Source organism: Clostridium pabulibutyricum (genome assembly GCF_058242705.1).
Genome location: NZ_JBZAYZ010000013.1, coordinates 65,975 through 89,787, shown reverse-complemented (window position 1 = coordinate 89,787; position 23,813 = coordinate 65,975). Strand labels below are relative to the sequence as shown.

Below are 23,813 nucleotides of genomic sequence, written 5' to 3'. Positions count from 1 at the left end.
GACATAATATCAGAACTTTATTTTTAATTAAGTGACTACTCTTGCCATTAACACAGTGGATTATTTTATATAAATCAACGGCTTGCTTACACTATATAATATACAATGGAATTATAAAATGTTACAAAAAATAAAGCCCTAGGATTAACTAGAACTTTATTTTTAGAAAATTATAATTTAGAAAGGTTATGTTTGTTGTAAATCTTTTGCTAAAATTTATTTAGGAATAATCATTTATACTTATATTGTTTACATTTTTGTGTAGATATATTCATACAATCCTAAAAAAGTAGAACCCCGGATAAACCCCAGAGTTCTACTTAGATTGGATAGCGCTATTAAAATTAGGTTGAAGGCAAATTAATGTATTATTTTTAATTATTATATATCTTTTTGAAAATGATTGCAATTGTTGTAAAAAAATAAAGCCCCGGTCTCCCGGGGCAATAATTATTTCTGTGCAACTGTAGTAGGAACTACAGTGCTTTGTTTTGTTTATCTATTTTTCAACTGTTGCTGAGGTTATAGCCGTGTCTACAGTACTCTGTATACTAGCAATCTTTTGTTTCAGTTGTGCGTTTTCCGCATTTACAGTAACCAGATCCTGCTGCGCCTTTTGAATTTGTGCGTTCTTTTCTGCTTCTGTGGGCGTGGCATGTCCAAGGTCATTCACTGCTTCCTGTATAAAGTCATCTATCAATTTCTTTTGATTGTCTGTTGGAGTTATATCTATTTCTTTGAGTGCAGCATAAACTGTTTCCTGTGCGGATTTAAATTTTTCTTCGTTGTTCTGCAAGGTTCCAGCATGGTATAACTGTTCTGCGGCCTTAACTCCTGCCTTGGCTTTCTGCTCCATGAAGTCCACCAACTCGGCACTTGATTTCAAACCGGGTATTGTCTTTGCTACCTGGATAAGTGGTTCTGCTGCTGTTAAAGTATTCTCTGTGGTCTTAAGTATACCTTCTCCATTAACACCTTTTTTCTTTAGGTATGGAACAACGCCTGTTATTCCTCCACATACTCCTACTAGAACCCCACCTACTGCTAAAATATCATTTACGTTTATCATATTATTTACCTCCATAAATTTTTTATAAAATAAAAGAGCCTTAAGCTCTATAATCAACCCGATATTCTCTTGTTTCCTGATTTCCCTTTGTTGTCGTTCCAGTATGCATCAATAAAACCCTGGCCTATAGCCACATAGTTTCCTCTATCCAGATGAATTGCAATTCTACCATCTGCAGTCTCTTCGATATATGCTTTGAGCTTCGGTATCTTAAAAATATTATCTCCCTCGGGTATACTTGTGTCATATGTCTTTACAGGAGTTTCAACCTTTGTAGCTGTACTTATTTTCTTGTTTTTCACAACCTTAAAGAAGTTGTCATCCATATAGTTAAGGTCCACATATCCACTTATTCCAGATATCTGTCCCTTCTCTGAATACTGCCATGCGGTAAAGTATTTCCACAACGTAAAACTTGGTTTGGAAACACCATAATTTGCAACCCACAAAGGAAACTTTGTTATTTTAGAATTTAAATGTTCCTGTATCCAGCTTGGATTTGCATAGAACAAAGGCTGTCCCACTATAGATGCTTTGTCTAAAAAATCTATACATAAGTCTGTAATATCACCAGTGCAGTTGTTTTCTGCATCCAATATAACTATGTCTGGATTCGTGTTTTTTATAAAATCAAGGAAATTAGCTATTTCAGTAAGTTCTTTGGCTTTGTCTGCAAAATGTGAAAAGTGATATGCTCCAGTAAGTAACCCTGCTTTCTTGGCGTTTTCTATATTAATATGATATTTTTCATCTCGCGATCCTGTTCCAGAAGTACCCTCTGTGGCTCTGCAAAATACAAACTGATATCCTGCATTTTTCAAGATATTCATATTTACATTACCGTTAAGGTTGCTTATATCAACACCTTTAATCATGAAACTCCTCCTTATTTTGAAAAAATTAACCCCAGTATTATTCCGATAATTCCAGAACAAGCAGAGGTTATAATAGTTATTTTAATTTTTTCAGCATTGTTGGCTGGTTCTAACTGTATATTTTTTATATCTGTAGATAGCTTTACAATACTGTCTTTAATTTCTTTTAGCTTCTCAAATATAGTTTTGACCTGTTCCTTATTTGATGCTAAATTTACTTTTATTTCAGACACATCTTTTTCGACTCCTTCCATAGCTCCCTCAAGTTTTCCAACTCTGTCCTCTAAATTTTGGATATAAGGGCAGTCCCTGCAGTTCTCATTCATCTCAAGCCTCCTTAAATTTTTATATTAAAAAAGGACTTAGAAATTAATCTAAATCCTTAATCCTCTTACTTCGCGTTAATATTCTATTGAGAATTTTTATTATTTTTTATCAGGTATAAGTTGCTGGAAGTTTTTTATTTTGTTTATTTAGCTTAGATTGATTTATTGTATTGTTTAAATAATTTTCTATTTCAGTCATTACGGCTCCAGCAACCTCTGTAGACTTAATAGTACAATTTCCTTTATCATCAATATCAATAACATACGTATTATCTTTGCTTAAAATTTTAGAATTTGCAATCGCTGCTATAACCACAGGAGATACTGTACTATCTATTTTAGATTTAAACTTGCCATTATTAAGTTTACTAATAGTAATTTTATTCATACCAAACAACACCTTTTTACTTTTATAATTTAACTAATCTATTTGCTATAGGTATTCTGCGAATAATTTCAGACCCAATTAAAGATATTATGAATACCATAAATACTAAAAGTATATTAGTTATTATAGTATTAAACTTATAAAAATGAGTTAATACTATTAAAATAGTAACATGAATTATATAAACTCCCATAATATTTTTACCCATAAATTCTATAATTTTATCATATTTTGAAAGGTTTTGTCTATATACTAAAATAAATAAACTAATGACATATATAAATGTAAAAATATTATCATACATATATTCTAAATTTGGTAGTTTATATAAATAGTGGCTTATCATATAGTTGTAAACATTAACTATTACGAATGATAGAATAAGTATAATCCAATTTAGTTTTGGTTTTATATTCATATAAATATAATCTTTAATTTGTTTTTTGCCTAATAATCCGCCTAATAAATAATATGCAAACCATGTCCATAATCTAAATGTTTGTATAACATTTACTTGTATTATAGAATTGCCATGAGCACTTCTAATTAGGCTTAGTAGATCAACGATTAAAGAAATAATTACGAAAATTCCAGTAAGATATAAAGCCATTTTAGTATTTTTAAAATATGAGTATATTATTGGCAACATTAAATAGATAATTATTAATGAACCGAAAAACCAAAACTGCCAGAAATATTCTTTTTGAATTAAATTCAATATGGTGAAATAAATGGGATTAGTTATTTCTTTTTTTATAATTAAATTAGCTAGAGAAAACAAAATATTCCACGATAACATTACTATTAAAATAATTTTTATCTTATTAAATATATATTTATAATCCATTTTTTCTTTATTAAGTAATAAGTTCCCGTTTACCATAAAAAATAAAGGCACCGCGCATAATGCAAAATAGTGAAACGTATGGATAATGGTATAGTTATTATTAAAATCTTTTGTTATTATCCCAGTTGTATGTATAATTACAATCGCAAAACATGCCATTACCTTTAATAAATCCAGCCTAATGTTTCTTTTCATAAAATCAATCCCCCAAATAGTACTACATTAAGACATATTACCACATTATTGGGTAATTTTCAATTTTATATATTACTGCTATAATTTTCTAATGCATTGTATCTCACTTATTTTTACAAAATCTATTAGTATTTTATTATTTGCAGTATCTTTTGATATAATGTAATTTGATGGAGCAATAAAGTTATCATTTTTATTTATGGTTATAGAGCTTTGTGGGTCGTCGGACAATAACATAAATGAAAATATATCACCAATTTTTAAATTACTTAAATCAATAGAACTAATAATTACTGGCAATGAAGTATTTACTTGATATATTCTGTTTTGTATTGGTACAATTTCACTTATCGTATTATCTATTACTTTTATGGCTGAACTGATACAATTTGGTAAAGTAGGTCTAATATTATAATTATTACTTCCATCTAGTGTGCATATAAACGGTATAACTATATCATTATTGTTATATAATACACCAATATTATATGGAGAAATGGGAAATTTTGCTGAGCTGTCATTTGCAACATTTCCTGAAATTGAAATAAAAGTCTTTGCAATATTACTTTTACATACAAAATAAACTTTTTCCCCATTTTTTAAATTAGAAGAATCTAATTTATTAATAGTTATTTCAATTCCATCAGGTGTGCTATCACTAAGTGCATATATAGTATTAGGTTGTAACAATAATGTACCTATAATATTATTAGTTGCTAGTGTTTGTAAATTAACACTATTATATTTATATTTTATATATAAATTTTTACATTTTTCTATTATAGTTGGGGAATAGCCTACTCCACCTAGTATTTCGTGTAAGGTGTTAATTTTACCATATATTTGATTGTCTGGGTCATAAATACAACTAATTAATGACCATATTCCAGATGTTAAATATTCTATATCTAAAGCTTGTATGTCTAAATAAGTACAATTTGGACCACCAAGATCGCTATCATCTGTTGAATCATAGTAAATATTGTATTTACACCATTGAATTAGAATTTTACCGCACCTATTGAAATGATATCCTTGTGTTAATATCCATGCAGCGTAACAACATTGTATGAAAATATTATCCAAGTCAGCATGTTCACAGGTTTTAAACCCACCATAATATCCTACAGCATAAAAATTTCTTAATTTTACTAACCCAAAATTGTTTTCGCTTGGTAAATCGACAGCTATTGCATTTGAATGTGTTGGTAATTGTATATCATTGGTTATTCCACAATCCACATCATTTACAATATTGTCCAATATAATATTAGCAACTTTTCTTAGTTGTAAATTTTTTAATGTTGGATTATTAGGTTGTCTGAGTATTAAATTATGTGCAATAAAAGTTATACCATTTCTAATTGTTTTGTGTGAACCTATAACGCTTGCTTTTGTACTAGATGAATTATCTATAGTTTTTGAGTAAATTACAGCACAATCCTTGTACACAGGTTGACTAAAAGTTTCTGAATAAGCTGTAGTAGGTGTAAAGCTTCCTTCGAGTTGTATTGTTATATGGCTTTCTGTATGAGAATCAACCAATGGTAATTTTATAATTGAGTTATAATTATCTGGATCTTGTAATTCCCCATTTAACATATAGATCCCTTTAGGAAACAATAATTTTCCTCCACCAATATTAGCTAAATAGTTTATTGCATCCTGTAATGCTTCTGTATCATCTGTAACTCCATCACCTTTTAAAGATACTAATGATAAAGGTAAGTGCTTTGCATTTAAAGTCACCATATCAGCCATTTGCGAATTAATATTGTCTATGTCTGCCTTGTTGGGAAGCTCTGCATTTGTGCCATCACCATTCCCTATTAAAAGTCGCTGTTCATCCGTAACAAATCCAGGCATACCCACAGGCAATGGTTTTACTGTACTTCTTAAGCCTTTTCTAAATTGTATACTATCTGCCATTAAAAACTACCTCCATCCATACTTAAAGTCCATGTTCCAGTATCTCCACTATCACCAAAGGCTCCTCCATCAAATAAATAGGGAAGCCTTCCAATTTGTTGAGATGTATTTAACATATCTCTAAATCCAGTATATACAGTTTGTCTTGTATCTTCATTTGCCAACCTAATTGTTTCATTAGATTTTCTTGTATTCTCATTACTCTGCCTAGTAGATTCATCAGCATCCATGTCTTGTTTATAGTTAGACCATTGGCTATTTACATCAGTTTCATAGTCATTTTGCTGCTTGGTAGTATCATTTTCAAATTTATTAACTTCGTCAGCTATTTTCTTGATTCCATTTCCCAATGAACCTCTTACTTGTTTACCATATATAGCCTGCAAAATGAGAGCTATCTCCTGGTTAACATCAACTGCCACTTGTACCACCTCCACTATGGCTTGACACATAATTTTCTACCCAGTCTCTAGTTGCTATTGGCTCATAATTTATAGTTCCACCTCGTTCGGTTAAATAGGATATAACACCTCCACTATCGTCAAAAACATAAAGACCTGCTCCAAATGAATTTGGCTTATCTCCATATATACCTGTACTTACTCTATTTGTAGTATCATGTACTTGTGCAACTCCATAGTCACCATCTTTCACAATTCCGAGGTCAACTCTCTTTTTGCTTACATCATCATTATATAAATTAAACGTACCTCCAACATTATCACCACTACCACTTTCGGAGCCTACAGAAACATTTAAATTACCATTATTATCAAAAATCTCAAACAACCCACCATTGTTATTAAAGGTATTTGTTATTATCGTTTTTCCGTTTTTAGTTATTTGCTGTATGCCATCCATTACCAGGTTACCATCCGTATCTATATAAAATTTCTGGATGCTATCTTTAGTTATTTTTAATCCTTCCTGCCCATTCAAAAGTATTTCTACAGACTTGTCATGGCTTACAACTCTCATTCCATATCTGTAACCTAGCTGTACACCACCATAGGTAGCCATTCTAGTTACATTGTCCGATTGAATATCATTTATAGAGCTCTCTAATTCTGTAGGTTTATTAGACAATGTAAGAGCTGGATTCCAGGGCTGAGATAAATCTGCTTCCATTTCGGCCACCTTGTATACATCATCCACACCAAGCAGAGGGCATACAATATGCACAGACGTTGTAATATCTATACTATCAGTAGGAATACCGGTTAAAGTACTTAAATCCAATGCAGACATTTCAATACTTCCTGTGGGTTGCGTATACTGGGATAAGTCTGCCTGACACTCTGTCTTTAGCTGTTCATCATCTTCAATATCGGAGTAATCAGCCTTCTGATATATAATTCCATATTTAGCTACCGCAACAGAATCCTCTAAATAGTTCTTGCCATCATTCACATTTTCTATAGTCAGGCCATTAGCACCTACAGGAATAATTTTTGTTCCAAAAACAGAACTATCATCTATACTTAGGCTTTTTAAGTTCTCTCCAAGATTAACATCTACAATTTTATCAGCAGGTGCATTACTTAAATAATCCAGGTAGTTAACTCCATTTTCTGTCCTAAACTGCAATATACCTTTATTTTTATTAACTACATATTTTTGTATGGCTTCCAGAGTTGTTTCAAAATCACTGGTAAAAAATAGCCAATCATCTACGTTTATAACACCGGGATAGACTTTTTTATAATCTTCAATGCCAGAATTATTATGTGCATTTAAAAAATCTAGTATAACTTCCTGTGCGGTCTTATCTTCATATATCTCGCTTCCTACCCTGGTGTCATTCAAATAGTTCATAGCGCCTTCGCACACAACATCTTTAGTCAACATACCACTATCAGCCATGCCATTAACAGCTGTAAAAACTCTGCCTATAAATATATCTTTATTATCTCTCGTATCTGTTACTTTTACTTTTGTTATAAACCTGTTTATCAAATTGTATCCTAGATTATTGGGATATATGGTAAAACTTAAACTTCCAGCCTGGCTTCTTTTGAAATTAATTTTTGGTTCTATAACTTTTGGCGCTTCAGGATCTGGATAATGTATTATGGTTTCGGTATTATCGTTTATTAAAGTTACGGAATACATTATAAAACTTCCCATCTAAATAAAATTTTTATTGTCCCGTCTCCGGAAAACGTTAATTCATTTCTTCCATTTTGCAGCTTTAGCCCCCATGGCTTATTATCTCCCGCTTTTAAACTATAGGATTTGCCTTCATAATCCAAACCCATATTAGAAGAACAGTTTATAACTGGAGTTATAAGCCTCCCATTGTTATACATAACTACTGTTGTTTCTTCATTTATTTCGAATGTATTCGTGTATTGCGTGTAGTCAGTTAAGAAACAAAATGTATCCCAGATATCATCACCCATGTAACTCGTGCTGTATTTAAAAGGGTCGCATACGAAATCTACAGTTAATAAACCATATCGCAAAAACTTATCCCAATCCGGAGCTTCTTGTACCTCCCCCATAAAATAAAACTCCGGCATAAAGTCAAACTGTAACTTCTGTTTGCTGGAATCCATTAACCAATCTAAAGCTTGCCTATATATTATGTGTAACTCTTCTACGTTATAGGCTATTATTCTAAGGGTAACAGTAATAGTTCTAGTATCATATACCTGTTCTCCATTACTTCCTGCAGTAGAGAAATCATAAAGGCCATGCATAAATGGGACACTATCCGTTATTTTCTTTTTAGAAGGAGCATTTATTGTTTTATCTTCTGCATATAGGCCCATATCTTTTAAGCTGTGTTTACCATTAAAAGTTATCCCATACATACTAAAGCCCCCTTTTATCTAGTACCAAATTTTTACCTTGTATCTTGCTTACATAAGGAGTTATAGTCTTAGCCACTTGCTTACTATCCAGATAAGTATTGGTTACTATGGTCGCAGGCTGAGAAGCTTCCAGATTGATACTCTGCACTCCAGAAGTAGCAGCGGCCGCCAGATTCAAAGAACCTGCTGCACTTTGTAAACTTGCAGATGTTGGTATGATTCCAGAATTTTGTACTTCGGATATAGCAGCCTTAAGGTTGTCAAACATGGCCTGTAACTGTGTCAAAGGCCCTTGGAATCCTTCCACCAGCCTTGTACCCAAATCCTGCCCCGCAAGCTTATAATCTTCACCGTAGTTATGGAGTAGGGCCACAAGTTCCTGCTGACTACTGTTCATAAGAGTTTTTTCTGCCTCTGCTTCTAAATTCGCATCCGAAAGTTTTTGGTCGTAAAAATCATCTAGGGAAGATAATGTTTGATCCTGCTGGTCCTTTATGGCATCAATCTGGTCTTGTAAACTCTGTTTCTGTTGATCAAGCTGTTCCTTCTGGTGCCTCCTATCACGGGTTTTTATCAGGTCATCAAGCTCATCCTGGAGCTCCTGCCTTTTTTCAGCCCCCCAGTGCATGGATAACTGGCGTCTTAATTCAGCTTCTTTGTCTGCATCATCTTCATCAGCGTATTGATTGTCAAGACTACTCTCCTGGTCACTTATAGCATCTATTTTCGCCTGCAAAAGTTTGGTCTGTGTATCCGTAGCAAGTTTAACCTGTTTTTCTGCTGCGTCTTTTTCGTCTTCATATCTCTGCTTCAGGGCATCTTTGATTTTGTCATTCACATCATTTACATTGTCGATTTCAGTGTCTTTAAATTTGTCAGTAAGATCTTGTATATCTTTTCCGGTTTTCTGGTAAGCATCTCTTAAATCCTGTACTTTTTTCAATGCTTCAATGGCCTTATCAGAATTAGCTCCATATTGAGCTGCCAGTTTATTGTATTCAGAAGTCAGTATATTAATCTCTGTAGATTGGTCTGTCATAGCCCCAAGCAAATTTCTTAAGTCAGTTTTATAGTCCCCTGTAGAAGTCTGAAGCTGAGAAATAGAGCCATCAAGTTCAGTAACTACCCTGTCTGCTGTTATAACACCATTACTATAGTCGGAAAAATATTTAGACCTTGCATTTCTTTCTGGCATAACCGCATCTGCCAGTGTAGTTCCTAATTTTATTGCACTATTGTTTATATAGAAAGATGCATCATTTAGACCATTTTTCAATGCTTCAGAAAAATCACCAAGCCACGAATTAACATTTGTCACCATACCTTCAAAAACATCTTTTATTATGCTTACCTTATCAGCTATACCCTTCACAATATTATCCATTGCAGATATAACTTTATTAGAATTATTATTTATACCATCCGCAAAGTTTTTCATCATATCGGGAAACCAAGTGTCATCATCTTTAAGTGGGCCCTCATCCGGTGTAGTATGATGAAGTAAAGAACTTATTTTATTTGCAATCCAAGCTACAGCGTCACCTAATGGCCCAAACTTGGATTTTATTCCGTCTATAAGGTTTTGTATTAAATGCTGGCCCCATTGTATGGCTTGACTTGCTAATGATTTTACAGCATTTCCAAGAGCACTAATAATTTTAGGGGCATAAGATACAAGCTGTGGAAGTGCTTGAGCAAGGCCTTTTACTATGGCTACTATAATCTGTATTGCCGCGCTAATAATTTTAGGTAGGTTTTGAATTAATGCCTGCGCTAGCATAAGAATAATTTTCACAGCCGCCGCAATTATTTGCGGTAAGTTCTGTATTAAGGCATTTGCCAACGTTGTTATTATCTTTACTGCAGAATCTATTATCTGAGGCAAATTTTGAATTATGGCAGATACTAAAGCCAACATAATAGCAAGACCTGCCGCTATCAGGCTTGGCAGAGCTGATGATATTGCGGTTACTAATGTTGTTATTATTTGAGTTGCGGTATCTATAATCTGTGGTAAATTGTTAACTATTGATTCTACTATTTTAGTTATTAGCTGGGTACCCACAGTAATCAATTGAGATATATTATTTACTATTCCAGTTATTAATGTAGTTATTATTTGCAAACCTGTACTTATTAATTGCGGCAGGTTGTTAATTATTGCAGTAATTACAGTGGTTATAATCCGCCCTCCCACACTTAATATCTGTGGCAGGTATGTTGTTATAGCTGTCACTATATTAGTTACTATCTGTGAACCTATAGCCAAAATTTGAGGTAAATTCGTGGTTATAATGTTAACTAGCGTTGTTATAAATTGTGATATAGTTGTAACTGCGGTAGAAATTAATGCTGGAAGGTTAGCTATAAAAGTACTTATAGTTCCTTTTAATGTATCCCAGTGTGTGATTGATTCATAAATTGCTACCCCTATACCTGCAATAGCCATTATAGCAATACCTATGGGACCCGTTATTGCAGTAAAAGCAGCCATTACCCCTCTGATAACTAAGGATAATCCTGCAATAGCTGGTGTGGCAGCTGTAGCTCCTGTAGTAACTACCCCAATAGCCCCTGCTACGGTACCCATAACGGTAAAAACTCCGCCCAAAATTAAAAGTAACGGTCCTAGCGCTGCGGCTATCCCTGCCACTGCTAAAATAACTGTTTGAGCTACTGGAGACAAATTACTAAATGCTGTGGCTAAATTACCAACAAAATTGGCAATAGCTGTTATAGCCGGTGCCAGAGCCTCCTGAACATTTATAGCCGCTGTTTCCAGGGCGCCAAACATTTGCTCAATAGCTTTACTTGTATCCCCCATCTGACTTGCTGCCAATCGGGAGGCTGAACTCTGATCATTAGTCGCTTTTGTATATTTTGATAAGCCTTTAGCACCATTGTTCATCAAGATGCTTGCAGCTCTTGTAGCATCACTCCCAAAAATTGTATTCATAGCAGCCTGTTTCTGCGCGTCGGAAAGTCCACTCATTTTTGACTGTAATTCTTGGGCAATACCTGCCGCATTTTTCATATGCCCGCTACCATCCCACACATTTATGCCAAGCTCTGCCATCTTAGCGGCGGCAGTATCTGTTGGTGCTCCTAACCTCTGCAACATGGTTTTTAAAGAAGTACCTGCATCACTGCCAACAACTCCTGCATCCGCAAATTCGCCTAGGACCGCAGTAGTGTCTTGTATACTCCAACCCACAAGATGTGCTTGTGCCGCACACTGAGCAAGTCCCTCACTAAGAGGTTCAACATCCGTACTTGATGCGGCGGCAGCGCCTGCCAAGGCATTTACAGCTTGGGTTGATTGAGTTGCAGAAAGTCCAAAGGCACCCATGGCCTGAACAACTGTATTTGCTGAGGTACCTAAATCCATGCTGGAAGCAGCCGCTAAATCCATTGTGGCCTTTAAAGAACCACCTTTTATTTGCGCCTCTGTCAAGCCGCCTTTAGCAAGTTCAGTTATAGCATTTCCTGCTTCTGTTGCGGAGAACTGTGTTTCTTGCCCTGTCTTAAGTGCTAAATCTCTCAAGCTTCCCATCTGTGCCATGGGCTTGTTAAGTGCTCCTGCCGCCTGGCTCATAGAGGTTTCAAAATCATTTCCTACTTTTACAGCCGCAGCCGCTGCCCCTGCAATTGGAACCGTAAGTCCCAGGGTCATGCTCTTTCCTAAGTCCCCGGCAGTCTTACCAATACCATTCAGCTTCTGGCTCGCGGCATTTGCCTTTTCTCCGAAGGATTGAAGTTCTGGGCCTGTACTTTTTAGCTGGCTTTCTAAGTTTTTCAGCTTGCTTTGTGTTATATCTATCTCACGTTGGAAAGCCCTATATTGGCCCTCAGATATTTTGCCACTGGCAAACTGTTGATTAACCTGTTCCTCAACACTTTTTAACTGATTTAACTTCTGCCTGGTAGTTTCAATGGATTTACTTAAAAGTTCTTGTTTTTGTGCTAAAAGCGTTGTGCTAGAAGGGTCAAATTTTAGAGCTTTATTAACCTGCCTCAACTCGCTTTGAATTGATCTGCTCTGTTTATTTACATCACTTAAAGCCTTTCCTAGTCCTGTAGTCTCAGCTCCTATAACCACGTTAATTCCTCGTATTGTCTCAGCCATATATTCTCACCTCCTAGCCATAAAACTTATCTATATCAGCTTGTGTTGCTCTTCTTCTAGCTTTCTTTTTATTTTTCTTGGTATCAAAAGTATCACCATATTTTTGGGAGAATTTGAAAAAATCCTTTACCCTAAATAAGTTTAATTCCTCAAGACTTAAATGTTCCCTTTTTGCCATAGCTATAATTACAAATTCAATATCTTCATCTAGCGGCTCATCATCATTTTGCTGGTTTTGGGAATCTTGCTCCGGCTCCATGAAAAAAACCGTCTGTGGCTTCCTCCATTACAGCCACAAGAAAATCCTGGTCAGTAAAGTCTACATTTTCAAATCCGGATAACCACGTTTCAAAAGAGGGAAAAGATTTTTTATCATTAAACTGTTCAGCTTTTGCCATAGCCCAAGTCATTTGAAGTACCGATAACAAATCTATTTTAGAAATATCATCCTTGACCTTTTCAAATGCCACTATAGAACCAATTAGATCGGATTTAAATTCCTGCTTATAAAACAAAAGAGCCAACGGTGTGGCTCTTATCTTTACTTCTTTATCACCTAACTTTATTTCTCTCATTTAAATACCCCCCCCCCTTAAGGTGCTGTAACTGTTACCGTACAAGCTGCTATCTTACTGCTATCACCGTGTGCAGTAGCTACTATAGTTGCTGTTCCTGCTGCAATCCCTGTTACTTTTCCAGCACTATCTACAGTGGCCCTCGTAGGGTCAGAAGATATCCAATTAACACCCTGGTCAGTTGCGTTTTCTGGTGCTATTGTGGCAACCAGTGTTTCATCTGCACCTACGGCAAGGGAAGTTTCTGCTTTATTTAAAGTTATTTCGGTGACTGGAACAGTTACAAAATCAGGAAGCAGAACCGCATCAAAGAAATTATTAAATTTCTCTGCATTTGTATCATTCAACTCGATTTTACCTTTTACTACTTGCTTACCACTAATTTCAATAGGTGTCATTGTTAAAGCTACAGTCTTGGTATCTGGTTCAGTACTATCGCTTTTACTATTTAGATCACCTGTAGGCCTGCCAGAAGTGACATTATAATAAATAAATTTTCTCTGTTTAACATCTCCGCTTATTTCTCCCATAAGGGCAAAGCTCTTCCTTTGTGCATCTGCAACTTCTACTAACATTCCATTACTATCCCTTATATATCCAAGAACATCTATCTTAAAATCGTCCGGTACGTCAGCAGCTTCAAAGTCTCCGCTATAGCCGTTGTTACTATCAACAACATAATAGGCTATATCATCTGCATAAAATACGTTCTGGTCTCCTTCTGCGTCTGGGGATAGGCTCACAGCACCAGGGTAGGGCTTAGGCACTCCATAAATGGGATTACCTTGTTCATCTTTGCCGGTTATAACTGCATAGTGTGTATTTTTCAATCCGAAAGTCACCTTGTTCTCGCTCATTATTTCTCATCCTCCTTGTTAGTTAATTCTTTTACTCTGTCTCTAATTTTGTGTTTTACATCAACCGGAACCCTTCCATCTTCTAAGACATCTAGCACTATTTTTACAAACTCCTTGAAAATATCTGTATCTTTCAAAGAAACTTTTACAGACAAGCTCTCTGCCATTTCATCAACTCCCTATTAATTTAATTTCATATATCACTTGGTACATTTTTTCACTTTCGATCCATGTTTCAATTTTAGAATAAGGAAACTCTAGTTCTTTTAATTTATTTTGAACCAGAGCTTCACTCTGTAAATCTTTTTTAGTTGTATATAATTCCACCTGGAAATTACTTATTTCCGCATAGTTTATATTGTCAGCTATCAAATCAGAAGAGTAGGAAAACAGATATACAATATATGGTGGAGGAGGAACTGGATTTTGATCAGTACCCTCAAAGTGGTGGTATGCTATGGGGAATCCAATACTCTTAAGAGCTTGATATAATTGAGCTTGTGTCATTTTAACCACCATTCCTTATAATCTTTTTAATATCATCTGGTAATCTAGCACCAAATTTATCGTAAGCAGGGCGGAGATGCGGAAAAGCCCTGGCTCTTCCACCCTGCCACAAAGCATGACCAAATTCCAAAAGATGCACACGTCTATAATCTTTTTTATTCCAGATTATTCTCTTAACCTTATCCCTGTAACCTTGCTTAGTTTTCTTAAATCCTTTAGCATATTTACCTGTTCTTTTAGGAGCAAGGTTTATAGTTTCTTCCAGTACTTCATCCGCTACACTGTCAACTTTTTTTTCAATGGAATTGCTAACATCATCCGTATATTGTTTTATCAAATCCACCATTTCGTCAGCAAATTGATCTACTTTCACATTTTTAGCCATTACTTCTCTTCACCTCACATGTGAGCTCCAGAGTTTCAAAATCTACTTCATAGGTTTTCATTACTGTGTATCTTTTGCCCTCAAATTCAACTTCTGTTTCACCATTGTATTCATAAGCATGTATCTCAAATACAATAACTGGCTTCAAATCATTTGCGGCAGCATCATAAAATTCAGTTCTGCCTATAGACTTTTTCCCGCATAAGATAGGTACTTTTTTTTCTACAGGTATTGGATTACCTATGTCATCATATCCAGTACCCTTTTGAACCAATTTTAATTCATAATCATACGTCACTAGAACCACCACCATTATGAATCATAAGATTGTGCAATTCATATTGTAGATATCTTGGCATAGCTCCACCAATGCTGCCAGCTTGATATTTCATAGTATCAACGGTATTTTTATTCTGGTATTTCCATGTAGCATAATCAACACAAAAAAGAAGATGATTGGCATTGTCCGGCTCTAAAACAATGCCTTTTTCATCTTCCAATTCCTTCACCACAGCATTTACAATGGCCGTTATATAAGTATCTCTAACAGTAGAAGTTATTCCTAATCTCGCTTTAACCAGAGATACTATACTTTCTATATTCATTTAAGCACCCCCTATAATTTCTAGTTCCAGGTAAGCTTCACGCTTGTACTTGTTACATCACTAGAAGCTAGTCCCTGGGGAGCATTAGGGAGTTTCTTCTGTTTCAATAGCTATCTTTACAAAATAGGTCGGATAAATAGGTTTGCCATCATATCTCGCAGTTCCTTTAAATACGGTTTGATCCTCTATAAATCTAACCTGATCCGATACCGCAAGTTGAACACCCTTTCTTTCACCAAGCAAATACTTCTTAAAATCACCAAGTATTATAGTATTGTCAGGCATGTACTGACTGAACACTATTCTTGTACCATCTGGAAGTCTTGGAGACTGTGCCGTTTGAATTACAAGCCGACCGTCTGCGGTGGGTAAAAATGTCTGTGGTGCTATTTTGGCATAATAAAGTCCCCTTCTCATCACAGCAATAACCTCACCTATTGGAGCACCATCATCACCATCATCAATAACGGACATATGAGAAACTATATCTTTTAATGTACCATCAGAAGTTACATTATGTGTTTCAAGCCCAGTTTCTCCCAGTGCCGTAATAATTCCTGTAGGTTGTTTACTTGCTACCGCTCCGGTAAGTATTGCTTTATCAAGTGCCTTTGCAATAGCCATGGAAAGTCTCGTTTCAATATAGTTTGCCAGATTTATCATACTATCCTCAAGTATAGAGTTTGCAACAGGAATAAAACCACCAACCTTAAATCCATCTAACTCAGTCTGTGAAAATGCGGTACTTAACTCTTGCACTGCATCTGTCATTTCTGTCCATATTCCTTCTGGAATCGCGCCATCCATTATCACCCTTGCCGTACCAGTTAAGGTCTGCACAGTTACCTCTGGGTATAAAGTGGAATAATCACCTAATCTAGTTTGTATCATATCAATAACAGATTCTGGAATAATAACGTCTGTTCCACTTACCGCCCTTTTTTCTTTAGCAAGTGCGGCAATCCTAGTATAAAAATCTCTCACATCTTCCCTGTTCAACCTCTCAATCATCTGTTCCCTGGTCTCATATCTATTACCCATCATTCTTAAACCTCCTCTAGTATTGGGAAAATCCACACTGTTTCTTGCTGCTGATTTTGGCTCTGGCTCATTTTTAGGTTCCTTACTATTTAATTCCTCAAGTTCCCCCTCAAGGTCAGCAATTTCACCTTCAAGTTTGCCTTTCTTTTCATCAAAATCAGCCTTATCCTTGTCAAGCTTGTCAGTTTCTTCCTCAACCGCGGCAATTTCTTCATCCGTTTTTGCTTCTTCTATGGATTTTTCAAGATCTGCTGTTCTTTTATTCAGGTCTGTTTCAGTTTTCAAAAGTTCAGCAAGTGCTGCTTTTCTCTGTTCTATTTTCTTACTCAGCATTAACTGTCTTATTGCCATAATTCTTCAACCTCTCTTTCAATTTTTTCTTTCTAACATCAAGCTGTCTTTGCCTCTGCTGCTCAATATCTTTTTTTCTAGCCTGTACTCCTGTTTCCTCATAGGCAGGAAAAGTTACTATTGAAACCTCCCATAAATCAATCTCTTTTAAAATCGTATGAATAGTGCCATCCTCTCTGAAATCATCTTCCTCATTACCAATATTAAAGCCAAAAGAACATTGGTCTACATCACCACGGCTGACTCTTTCATACAGGTTCATAGCATCAATATCATTCGGATTAATTTTCACGCTCCCAAAAAGTCCATGCCCGTCACTTTTAAGATCAAGAGTATTGGCTTTATTTCTACCAAGCACAAGAGTCGTATCATGATTTATTAATGCCCTTATATCATTACCAAGTGTATTATTTAATGCTTCCGGCGCTACCTGTTCAAAATAACCAGGCCACAATTCTGTTTCTCTATTGTAAACTATAAAATAGCCCTCAATAAATTTATCAGTGTCACCCTCAGCCCTTGTCTTTAACTTACACATTTCAAAATTCACACTTCTTGTTTGTGGGACATTTTTATCCATCACTATCACCACCATTTCCATTTAATTTCTTTTGTTCCCCTATCATACCTGCCGGTATATAGTTTTCCAGGATAACTCTTTCATCAAGACCCTCAAGTGGAGACATGCCAAGCCAGTCACGTACTTCATTACCAAGCATCACACCTCTAACATATAGGTCTGCCCCTACACTCTCAAGTTCTTTAATATCATAAGCATATAAGCTCCTGGAGTTAAATTTAAAATACAAGTCAGGACTATAAAGTAACCCTTTTGTTAAAACCTGTTCTATCCCTTTAGCCATAGGAAGAATCGTTGAATTAATAAAAGCATTGTATTCTTCTTTGTTAAAAGAACCAACGCCAACAAAAAAAGCAGGTACACCAAATATCCCTGCTACTGTCTTTTTATCTATTTCTACGGCATCATTTATAGCTAAATCATTAAGACTTAGAGGCTTTACTGTATCAACTTTAATCAAGTCCGCCGGGATAATCCAGGGCCTACCTCCTTCGGTTTCATCAATATACTTATTAAGTACCTTTTCTCTACCATCTTTACTTGCGATTTCTTCGGTTTCTGCATCTACAGAAACAATAATATTAGGCCTCCACTTATCGGACATAAAACTTTTTTTAGTAGCTGTAGCTTGCTTTAAGTTATTAACTATATCCTTCAAAGCCACTCTATAGCCTCTACCTATCCAGGGTTTGTTAGGGTCCGGATTTATAACAAAATGTAATATCTCATCATAATTATAGGACTTGCCATTATAAAGTACCCTATATCCTGTGTCAGTATCAACAAAACTTACAAGAGAAGGTTTTAAAGGTATAAGCTCACCAATATAGCCATCTTCCATTTTAGGATATACAACACAGTTTCCTTTACCATTTAAAAGCATTGTGTAAACAATATTATACATCCATGTTTTTCTGGTCATAAGGCTGTATGGATTTATGTCAATTTTTCTGGACAGTTCATTTTGTATCCTTACATCTCCATTTTCTTTGTTCTGCATTAAATATATTGTCATGGAGGATATTAGGTCAGCTATTTTTCCAACACAAATTTGAACTTCCGGATTATCTGCAAGTCTTGTATATCCCGGAACACATAAGGTACTATATGCATCATCAGATAAAAGCCAACCAATTTCACTTCTTTTTTGTTTTGGCTCTGCTCTAGTTCTTTTTCTCTTACCCCAGTTAAATATTGCCATAGTCTACCTCCTATCCTTTCAACCACTTTTCAGCAGAACTTTTTTTCTCCAAATTCTCAAGCATCCTTATGCATGCAAAAACAGAGGCATCAAAAATATCTATCCTCTGTGTTGGTTCTACTTTTTCATACTGTATCATATCATCAGTCTTTTCTATAGCATGTACATTCTGAACACAGTACTCAAAAGCTTCACTGTGCAAGTAATACAAATCTCCATCTTTTGCCTTAGCCTCTATATGTCTAAATCCTTCACTTTTTTTATAAAAATACTGTGGCTGGTCAATTATTCTAAACCCTGCTTTCTTCATACCTATAAAATACTCTCTACAGAATTTTCTATCATGACCAACCTGTTTTATTTTAAATCCTGCTTTACGCATTTTAATAAACCAATTAACAATATCAGCATAATTTACAGTAGGATTATTGCACATATCAAGCCAGCCATCATCTTTCCAGCCGAAGAGTGGAATACCATCTTCATCTGCTTTTCTTGCGGCTGCCACTACAGGGAACCAAGCATGGGGAATTATTATGTCCACGTCATGATATTCTCCAGTTTCATCCTTATAAGCTTTTTTATGGGTACCATACAATGCAGATGCAGTTAAATCATAAAGTTTAGATAAATCAGCACCACCAAACCATGTTATAGGTAATTTTAATAAATCCTTTATTGTCCAATTAAATTTACCATCAGACTTCCTAAATTCATCTATATTAAAATAAGCCTTCATAGAAGTTGTATATATATTCAAAGATTTTGCGAAGAAATCTTTTCTTTGCTGCGGATCATTCTGTGCCTGCATAGCATCATTCATTATGTCCTCTGGCCTTATAGAAACACCATAAGCAGGGTTAGCCATCTCATGCACTTTGGGGTCTGTATAATCAACTTCTCCTGTTTCAGGGTCTTCATCAGCCTTGCATATAAAAACAAAGTAGGCTTCATCCTTTACAGTGCCATCAAGTATTTTTTTACAATATTGGAGCCTCTTATAACAGAAGCTGTTCATATCATCCCCAGCCGTGGTTATTCCTATCATCAATTTATTCGTATAAGCTTTCATGGCTTCCTTGATAATGTTATATTGCTTCGGTGTTTTATATGCATGCAGCTCGTCGGCTATGGCCGTATTGCAATTCAAGGAATCTTGTCTATCTGGGTTTGCCGCGAGCGCTTGAATATATAATGAACCATCCTCAAATTCACCCTGTATACTATGTTCCTGATTATTGTCTATAACACGAAAATTTTCTTTCTCACCCATCTGATCCAAATTGAAATTTATAAAATTAAAACTCTCAAGAGATTGTTTTAAGGCAGCAGCAACAATATAAATTTTACTTCCACTCTTTCTCTGTAGTAAACCTAATGCCCAGGATAAAGCGGCAGCAAAACTTGTTTTAATATTTTTTCTGGGTATAAAAATAAACGCCTCTTTGAAACGCCTTATCTTCGTACCCTTGTAATAGAATCCTAAAAGATTATATACTTGGAACTTGTGAAACGATTCTAATAAAAATGGTGTTCCACGTAATGGAGTACCATCTAATTTTTCACCCTGAGCATGGACAAAAGTTTTTTCAATAATGCCGATAACAAACTCTGCATCATGCGGATTAAATTCATAAGCTGGGTTTTCTAAATCCTTGAGAAATCTCTGACAGCCTTGAATTTGTTCCTTACAAGCTATCTTCCTACCTTCAACAATGCTTTTAGCATACTCCATTACAATGTCGTAGTTTTTATATTGTTTCATTCCATACCGCTCAAAACTTCGGTCAGCTTGGATTTTTTCTTTCCAACACCGCCGTTAGGACTGTTAGATTTGGGATTCAATCTCAATTTGTCAGAATAAGAAGCTATGTCTTTTCTTAAGGATTCCATGGCAGTATAAAGAGGGACTTTTCTTTCATTGGTGGCACCGGCTTTATTTGTGTACTCTTCGGTTATTTGGTATCCGGATTCCTCAAACTGATTTTCAAAAACCTGGTATTGCCAGAGCATGCCAGCATAGATTTTTATGATCTGGTCATACTCTTTTTTATAAGTTCCCAATTTTTTCATTTCTCTTTTTACCTGATTTTCCATAGCCCTTTTTGTCTTTACCACCCTAACACCCCCTTGCTAAAAACATTGCTCTATTGGAAAAGGTTACCCTAGCCCGTTCCTACGACTATTCTTCTTTTGGGTCTGGGATAGGGGGGATTTCTTTTGTTTCAATCCGACATGTCTCTGATATCTTAACAAAAGTTCCATTAAGCAGCAGGAATCCTGCCTGGTCTTCCTTATAGCACATCCCTATGACTTGTAATTGATTATCCAAAGTCTTCTTATCCAGCTCAACTCTTATGCTTTCACTCACACCATTTTTATATAAAATATTAATTTCATATTCCTTCTTCTCTTCCTGTTGTTCTGCTTTTTCAGCTTTTATATTCTCCATTACTTGACGCCCCCCTATTATCTTACACTTTATATAATTCCTTATTTGCTCTTTACATTCATCACAATATCTAATTGGTACCCGTATCTCGCATGCAATCTCCTTATTCAATACAAAACCTACCTTGCATTCATTAAGCTCTTCATCCCACCATTGACCCCACCCATCTGTACAAGGCTTATATACTTTCTTTATATCAGTTATGAATATACTTAATGCTTTATCATCCTTAAGTTCATTGGACAATAGTCTTCTTGTCATTTCTTTACTTATGCCCAGGCCGTCCCATAAATCCAATGTAGTCTTAACAAGTTGTCTACAACGCTCTTCTTGATTCCCTTTTGATAACTCCCCGGTTCTTCCTCCTTACCCATTCAACACCTAATGGTGTCAGTGTATTGGTATCTCTATCATGCATCTGCTCATGGCACTTGTTACATAGGCTTATAAGGTTATTACCTTCAAGCCTTAGTTCTGGTTTATCCTTAAGTGGTTCAATATGATGTACTGTAGTTGCTGCTGTACTACGGCCATACCGCCTACATTCACAACATAGATAACTATCACGCCGAAGTACTCTCTCACGTTTATGTCTCCATGCATAAGATTTATAAAAGCTCAGGGTATCACTCCTTACACGCAAAAAGACACCTGGAATTAATCCAAGTGCCGTTGCACGCTTACATTTATAATTTTACTTAATACCAGATTACATCATTATAAAAGGTACGTCAATCCCACATAAAAGGACACTTTTTAACCTATTAAATCTAAAGTACTTTGGCTCTATCACTAGCCTATACAGATTTTAGCAAGGACACTTTTTCATAGTTTTAGTCCATCTATCCCGAAAAATAATATACTTAAATCTTCAATTGCTGCTCTTATATCCCTCCCTACTGTTTTAACAATTATATCAAAATGAGTTGCAGCCTCTTCATAAGTTGGTATCATGTTATTTTCAACTGGATCAATATACATGTATTTAATAATACTGTACCTTCGTTTCTTAATATCTCCACCCTTCAAACATACAGCCTTGTAATATCCCAAAGACTTATTAATATGCCTTACTATAATTGCTGTCCTTATTTTAGTTCTACTTACAGCCTGTATATATTGCTCTTCATCATCTACAGATTCAACATCATCCAAAGTATCTATTGCATTTTCTTTATAAATACTGGATATTGACCTATCTACCAAGCCATCATGTACCTTCAAATCTCTGTAGTGCTTGAGAAGTAACCTGGTATTTCTTAATCTTCGGTCATATCTTTTTTTAGTTTTATAATATTCCTGCTCTTTGATATACTTTATTCCTTCTCTTATCCCAATTTTTACAGCTTCCTCATAATCCATCTATACCACCTCACTTTTATATTTTTCTATCCTTGCTTTCAACGCATTCATAAGCTTATCCTGGGTACTATTTTTATCCTTCAAGGCCGCTATGACATCTTCATCAACACTGCCCTCAACTACCAAATGGTGGACTATAACTTTCTCCTTTTGGCCCTGCCTGTGAAGCCTTTTATTTGCCTGCTGGTATAGTTCAAGTGACCAATTAAGCCCGAACCATATAACATGATGCCCACCCTGTTGAAGGTTCAATCCATATGCGCAGCTTGCTGGATGGGCAAGCAGTATATCAATCTTTCCGTTATTCCAGTCATCCTCATCCTGTGGACTTTTAAGCTGTCTTACTCTCAGCTTCAATCCGGAAAGTGCTTTTTGGATCCTCACAAGGTCATGCTGGAAGTTGTAAAATACCAGTGCCGACTGCCCGTTAAGACCTTCCACAAGCTCCATAAGTGCATCAATTTTGCAATGGTGTATCTGTACCACATTTCTATTTTCATCATACACAGCACCATTACAAAGCTGCAGAAGCTTATTTGTGAGTACCGCCGCGGTACCTGCGTCAATAGTGCTTTCATCAACCTCAAGCAGCATTTCCTTTTCAAGCTTTTTATAGGCCTTTTCTGCTTTCGCATCCAGAACTACATGGGTATCAACTGAAATACAGTCTGGAAGTTCCAGATAGTCTTCCGCTTTCATGCTTATGCATATATCCCCTATCAGTCGTTGGATTATTTTTCCCGCTCCCGGTTTCGGCATATAAGTAAATACGTGGTCCCTGTCTCTCTGGTCCGGTTCAAAATATCTCTCCCTGAAATGTGTTATCCTCTTGCCCAGCCTTTTACCTTCATCCAAGAGATAAATCTGTGCCCATATGTCCAGAAGCCCGTTCGGTGCCGGTGTTCCTGTAAGCCCCACAAGCCTCTGTATATGGCTTCTTACCCATGTGAGGGACTTAAATCTCTTAGCCTGGTGATTTTTAAAACTTGAAAATTCATCTACAACCACCATGTCAAACGGCCATGCATTCCTGTAATACTCCACAAGCCAGGGGACATTTTCCCTGTTTATCACATATATGTCCGCCGGTGTATTCAGGGACTTAATTCTTTTGATTTTGGGCCCCAGCACTGAAATAACTCTAAGCATTTTTAAGTGGTCCCATTTATGTGCTTCCTTGCTCCAGGTAGCTTCTGCAACCTTTTTTGGTGCTATAACAAGTACTTTTGCCACTAAAAATCTATTGTATTTCAAATCGTTTATCGCTGTAAGTGTTATTACCGTTTTCCCTAAGCCTAATTAACCCATGTCCAAAAACAGGCCTAA

General features: G+C 35.7%; 27 protein-coding genes. All 27 read right to left on the bottom strand.

The window, feature by feature from the left end; all coding sequences use genetic code 11:
- Positions 1–499: 499 nt before the first annotated feature.
- Positions 500–1,069: a hypothetical protein gene (locus AC4CVH_RS13240; protein WP_490788215.1), complete on the bottom strand. Its 570-nt coding sequence runs from the start codon at positions 1,067–1,069 to the stop codon at positions 500–502.
- 53 nt (positions 1,070–1,122) lie between these two features.
- A complete protein-coding gene (locus AC4CVH_RS13235; RefSeq protein ID WP_490788214.1) occupies positions 1,123–1,944 on the bottom strand; it encodes a glycoside hydrolase family 25 protein in 822 nt (273 codons plus the stop codon).
- A gap of 11 nt (positions 1,945–1,955) precedes the next feature.
- The gene (locus tag AC4CVH_RS13230) at positions 1,956–2,270 is read right to left on the bottom strand and encodes a hypothetical protein (RefSeq protein WP_490788213.1); all 315 of its coding nucleotides are present in this window, start codon (positions 2,268–2,270) and stop codon (positions 1,956–1,958) included.
- A gap of 109 nt (positions 2,271–2,379) precedes the next feature.
- Positions 2,380–2,658, bottom strand: coding sequence for a hypothetical protein (locus tag AC4CVH_RS13225; protein ID WP_490788212.1), 279 nt, complete (start codon positions 2,656–2,658; stop codon positions 2,380–2,382).
- Between the two features lie 22 nt (positions 2,659–2,680).
- On the bottom strand, positions 2,681–3,700 hold the full coding sequence (locus tag AC4CVH_RS13220) for an acyltransferase (RefSeq protein ID WP_490788211.1): 1,020 nt from the start codon (positions 3,698–3,700) through the stop codon (positions 2,681–2,683).
- 78 nt (positions 3,701–3,778) lie between these two features.
- The gene (locus tag AC4CVH_RS13215) at positions 3,779–5,629 is read right to left on the bottom strand and encodes a glycosyl hydrolase family 28-related protein (protein WP_490788210.1); all 1,851 of its coding nucleotides are present in this window, start codon (positions 5,627–5,629) and stop codon (positions 3,779–3,781) included.
- On the bottom strand, positions 5,629–6,051 hold the full coding sequence (locus AC4CVH_RS13210) for a hypothetical protein (RefSeq protein ID WP_490788209.1): 423 nt from the start codon (positions 6,049–6,051) through the stop codon (positions 5,629–5,631). Before AC4CVH_RS13210 ends, AC4CVH_RS13215 begins: the two co-directional genes overlap by 1 nt.
- Complete coding sequence (locus tag AC4CVH_RS13205; protein ID WP_490788208.1) at positions 6,041–7,741, bottom strand: phage tail protein; 1,701 nt, start codon at positions 7,739–7,741, stop codon at positions 6,041–6,043. Before AC4CVH_RS13205 ends, AC4CVH_RS13210 begins: the two co-directional genes overlap by 11 nt.
- Positions 7,741–8,445 (bottom strand): distal tail protein Dit, encoded by a 705-nt coding sequence (locus AC4CVH_RS13200; RefSeq protein WP_490788207.1) that lies wholly within the window; start codon positions 8,443–8,445, stop codon positions 7,741–7,743. Before AC4CVH_RS13200 ends, AC4CVH_RS13205 begins: the two co-directional genes overlap by 1 nt.
- A 1-nt stretch (position 8,446) precedes the next feature.
- On the bottom strand, positions 8,447–12,571 hold the full coding sequence (locus tag AC4CVH_RS13195) for a phage tail tape measure protein (RefSeq protein ID WP_490788206.1): 4,125 nt from the start codon (positions 12,569–12,571) through the stop codon (positions 8,447–8,449).
- 13 nt (positions 12,572–12,584) lie between these two features.
- The gene (locus tag AC4CVH_RS13190; RefSeq protein ID WP_490788205.1) at positions 12,585–12,830 is read right to left on the bottom strand and encodes a hypothetical protein; all 246 of its coding nucleotides are present in this window, start codon (positions 12,828–12,830) and stop codon (positions 12,585–12,587) included.
- Positions 12,793–13,146, bottom strand: coding sequence for a hypothetical protein (locus AC4CVH_RS13185; RefSeq protein WP_490788204.1), 354 nt, complete (start codon positions 13,144–13,146; stop codon positions 12,793–12,795). The genes AC4CVH_RS13190 and AC4CVH_RS13185 overlap by 38 nt, the downstream gene beginning before the upstream one ends.
- A gap of 17 nt (positions 13,147–13,163) precedes the next feature.
- Positions 13,164–14,003: a major tail protein gene (locus AC4CVH_RS13180; protein WP_490788203.1), complete on the bottom strand. Its 840-nt coding sequence runs from the start codon at positions 14,001–14,003 to the stop codon at positions 13,164–13,166.
- A complete protein-coding gene (locus AC4CVH_RS13175) occupies positions 14,003–14,170 on the bottom strand; it encodes a hypothetical protein (protein WP_378062759.1) in 168 nt (55 codons plus the stop codon). The genes AC4CVH_RS13180 and AC4CVH_RS13175 overlap by 1 nt, the downstream gene beginning before the upstream one ends.
- Positions 14,171–14,174: 4 nt before the next feature.
- Positions 14,175–14,510 (bottom strand): hypothetical protein, encoded by a 336-nt coding sequence (locus AC4CVH_RS13170; RefSeq protein ID WP_378062758.1) that lies wholly within the window; start codon positions 14,508–14,510, stop codon positions 14,175–14,177.
- A gap of 1 nt (position 14,511) precedes the next feature.
- A complete protein-coding gene (locus tag AC4CVH_RS13165) occupies positions 14,512–14,895 on the bottom strand; it encodes an HK97 gp10 family phage protein (RefSeq protein WP_378062757.1) in 384 nt (127 codons plus the stop codon).
- Positions 14,888–15,193 carry a phage head closure protein gene (locus AC4CVH_RS13160; RefSeq protein ID WP_490788202.1) on the bottom strand — a complete coding sequence of 102 codons (306 nt, stop codon included), beginning with the start codon at positions 15,191–15,193 and terminating at the stop codon, positions 14,888–14,890. Before AC4CVH_RS13160 ends, AC4CVH_RS13165 begins: the two co-directional genes overlap by 8 nt.
- A complete protein-coding gene (locus AC4CVH_RS13155) occupies positions 15,183–15,500 on the bottom strand; it encodes a hypothetical protein (protein ID WP_490788201.1) in 318 nt (105 codons plus the stop codon). Before AC4CVH_RS13155 ends, AC4CVH_RS13160 begins: the two co-directional genes overlap by 11 nt.
- Positions 15,501–15,584: 84 nt before the next feature.
- Entirely contained in the window at positions 15,585–16,892 is a 1,308-nt protein-coding gene (locus AC4CVH_RS13150) for a phage major capsid protein (RefSeq protein ID WP_490788200.1), read from the bottom strand.
- Entirely contained in the window at positions 16,864–17,472 is a 609-nt protein-coding gene (locus AC4CVH_RS13145; protein ID WP_490788199.1) for an HK97 family phage prohead protease, read from the bottom strand. The genes AC4CVH_RS13150 and AC4CVH_RS13145 overlap by 29 nt, the downstream gene beginning before the upstream one ends.
- The gene (locus AC4CVH_RS13140; protein ID WP_490788198.1) at positions 17,465–18,673 is read right to left on the bottom strand and encodes a phage portal protein; all 1,209 of its coding nucleotides are present in this window, start codon (positions 18,671–18,673) and stop codon (positions 17,465–17,467) included. The genes AC4CVH_RS13145 and AC4CVH_RS13140 overlap by 8 nt, the downstream gene beginning before the upstream one ends.
- Before the next feature lie 10 nt (positions 18,674–18,683).
- Complete coding sequence (locus tag AC4CVH_RS13135) at positions 18,684–20,438, bottom strand: terminase large subunit (RefSeq protein WP_490788197.1); 1,755 nt, start codon at positions 20,436–20,438, stop codon at positions 18,684–18,686.
- Entirely contained in the window at positions 20,435–20,791 is a 357-nt protein-coding gene (locus AC4CVH_RS13130; RefSeq protein ID WP_490788196.1) for a P27 family phage terminase small subunit, read from the bottom strand. Before AC4CVH_RS13130 ends, AC4CVH_RS13135 begins: the two co-directional genes overlap by 4 nt.
- Before the next feature lie 64 nt (positions 20,792–20,855).
- Entirely contained in the window at positions 20,856–21,422 is a 567-nt protein-coding gene (locus tag AC4CVH_RS13125) for a hypothetical protein (RefSeq protein WP_490788195.1), read from the bottom strand.
- 19 nt (positions 21,423–21,441) lie between these two features.
- Positions 21,442–21,768, bottom strand: coding sequence for an HNH endonuclease (locus tag AC4CVH_RS13120; protein ID WP_490788194.1), 327 nt, complete (start codon positions 21,766–21,768; stop codon positions 21,442–21,444).
- Positions 21,769–21,950: 182 nt separating this feature from the next.
- Positions 21,951–22,487 (bottom strand): hypothetical protein, encoded by a 537-nt coding sequence (locus AC4CVH_RS13115; RefSeq protein WP_490788193.1) that lies wholly within the window; start codon positions 22,485–22,487, stop codon positions 21,951–21,953.
- Positions 22,488–23,741 (bottom strand): SNF2-related protein, encoded by a 1,254-nt coding sequence (locus AC4CVH_RS13110; protein ID WP_490788192.1) that lies wholly within the window; start codon positions 23,739–23,741, stop codon positions 22,488–22,490.
- Positions 23,742–23,813: the final 72 nt, after the last annotated feature.

Excerpts from the sequence above, each read along its gene's own strand:
- AC4CVH_RS13115 (WP_490788193.1), bottom strand. The coding sequence starts at position 22,487 with ATGGATTATGAGGAAGCTGTAAAAATTGGGATAAGAGAAGGAATAAAG.
- AC4CVH_RS13240 (WP_490788215.1), bottom strand. The coding sequence starts at position 1,069 with ATGATAAACGTAAATGATATTTTAGCAGTAGGTGGGGTTCTAGTAGGA.
- AC4CVH_RS13155 (WP_490788201.1), bottom strand. The coding sequence starts at position 15,500 with ATGAATATAGAAAGTATAGTATCTCTGGTTAAAGCGAGATTAGGAATA.
- AC4CVH_RS13165 (WP_378062757.1), bottom strand. The coding sequence starts at position 14,895 with ATGGCTAAAAATGTGAAAGTAGATCAATTTGCTGACGAAATGGTGGAT.
- AC4CVH_RS13230 (WP_490788213.1), bottom strand. The coding sequence starts at position 2,270 with ATGAATGAGAACTGCAGGGACTGCCCTTATATCCAAAATTTAGAGGAC.
- AC4CVH_RS13225 (WP_490788212.1), bottom strand. The coding sequence starts at position 2,658 with ATGAATAAAATTACTATTAGTAAACTTAATAATGGCAAGTTTAAATCT.
- AC4CVH_RS13180 (WP_490788203.1), bottom strand. The coding sequence starts at position 14,003 with ATGAGCGAGAACAAGGTGACTTTCGGATTGAAAAATACACACTATGCA.
- AC4CVH_RS13215 (WP_490788210.1), bottom strand. The coding sequence starts at position 5,629 with ATGGCAGATAGTATACAATTTAGAAAAGGCTTAAGAAGTACAGTAAAA.
- AC4CVH_RS13135 (WP_490788197.1), bottom strand. The coding sequence starts at position 20,438 with ATGAAACAATATAAAAACTACGACATTGTAATGGAGTATGCTAAAAGC.
- AC4CVH_RS13190 (WP_490788205.1), bottom strand. The coding sequence starts at position 12,830 with ATGGAGCCGGAGCAAGATTCCCAAAACCAGCAAAATGATGATGAGCCG.
- AC4CVH_RS13235 (WP_490788214.1), bottom strand. The coding sequence starts at position 1,944 with ATGATTAAAGGTGTTGATATAAGCAACCTTAACGGTAATGTAAATATG.
- AC4CVH_RS13205 (WP_490788208.1), bottom strand. The coding sequence starts at position 7,741 with ATGTATTCCGTAACTTTAATAAACGATAATACCGAAACCATAATACAT.
- AC4CVH_RS13195 (WP_490788206.1), bottom strand. The coding sequence starts at position 12,571 with ATGGCTGAGACAATACGAGGAATTAACGTGGTTATAGGAGCTGAGACT.
- AC4CVH_RS13175 (WP_378062759.1), bottom strand. The coding sequence starts at position 14,170 with ATGGCAGAGAGCTTGTCTGTAAAAGTTTCTTTGAAAGATACAGATATT.
- AC4CVH_RS13150 (WP_490788200.1), bottom strand. The coding sequence starts at position 16,892 with ATGGCAATAAGACAGTTAATGCTGAGTAAGAAAATAGAACAGAGAAAA.
- AC4CVH_RS13200 (WP_490788207.1), bottom strand. The coding sequence starts at position 8,445 with ATGTATGGGATAACTTTTAATGGTAAACACAGCTTAAAAGATATGGGC.
- AC4CVH_RS13170 (WP_378062758.1), bottom strand. The coding sequence starts at position 14,510 with ATGACACAAGCTCAATTATATCAAGCTCTTAAGAGTATTGGATTCCCC.
- AC4CVH_RS13145 (WP_490788199.1), bottom strand. The coding sequence starts at position 17,472 with ATGGATAAAAATGTCCCACAAACAAGAAGTGTGAATTTTGAAATGTGT.
- AC4CVH_RS13140 (WP_490788198.1), bottom strand. The coding sequence starts at position 18,673 with ATGGCAATATTTAACTGGGGTAAGAGAAAAAGAACTAGAGCAGAGCCA.
- AC4CVH_RS13185 (WP_490788204.1), bottom strand. The coding sequence starts at position 13,146 with ATGAGAGAAATAAAGTTAGGTGATAAAGAAGTAAAGATAAGAGCCACA.
- AC4CVH_RS13220 (WP_490788211.1), bottom strand. The coding sequence starts at position 3,700 with ATGAAAAGAAACATTAGGCTGGATTTATTAAAGGTAATGGCATGTTTT.